This window comes from bacterium, from assembly GCA_023150945.1.
Lineage (GTDB): Bacteria > Zhuqueibacterota > Zhuqueibacteria > Zhuqueibacterales > Zhuqueibacteraceae > Coneutiohabitans.
The window spans coordinates 491-723 of record JAKLJX010000072.1; the positions used below are offsets into that span (position 1 = coordinate 491).

General features: G+C 49.4%; 1 protein-coding gene. It reads right to left on the minus strand.

Annotated elements, in window-relative coordinates; all coding sequences use genetic code 11:
- The coding region (locus L6R21_28075) for a hypothetical protein (protein MCK6563064.1) at positions 1-233 on the minus strand (233 nt) is incomplete at both ends.

A 233-nucleotide genomic window follows, 5' to 3' on the forward strand; every position in this document is an offset into this window, starting at 1 on the left:
CGGCCTCTATTTTAGCCATGATCATAGTCGTATTCAGAGGTCTGTACATAAACAACATCGGGGCAATCGGCTCATGCAGGGAGGCGATATGAAAATCTTTGACGACGCCAATAATGATTTTGTCTTCGCCCCACATTTTGATGGGTTGGCCTACGGGGTCTTTCAGCCCCATGGCTTTGATAGCGGTTTCGTTGAAGATCAGCCCGCTTTCCTCCGCGCCAAAATTGCCGGAA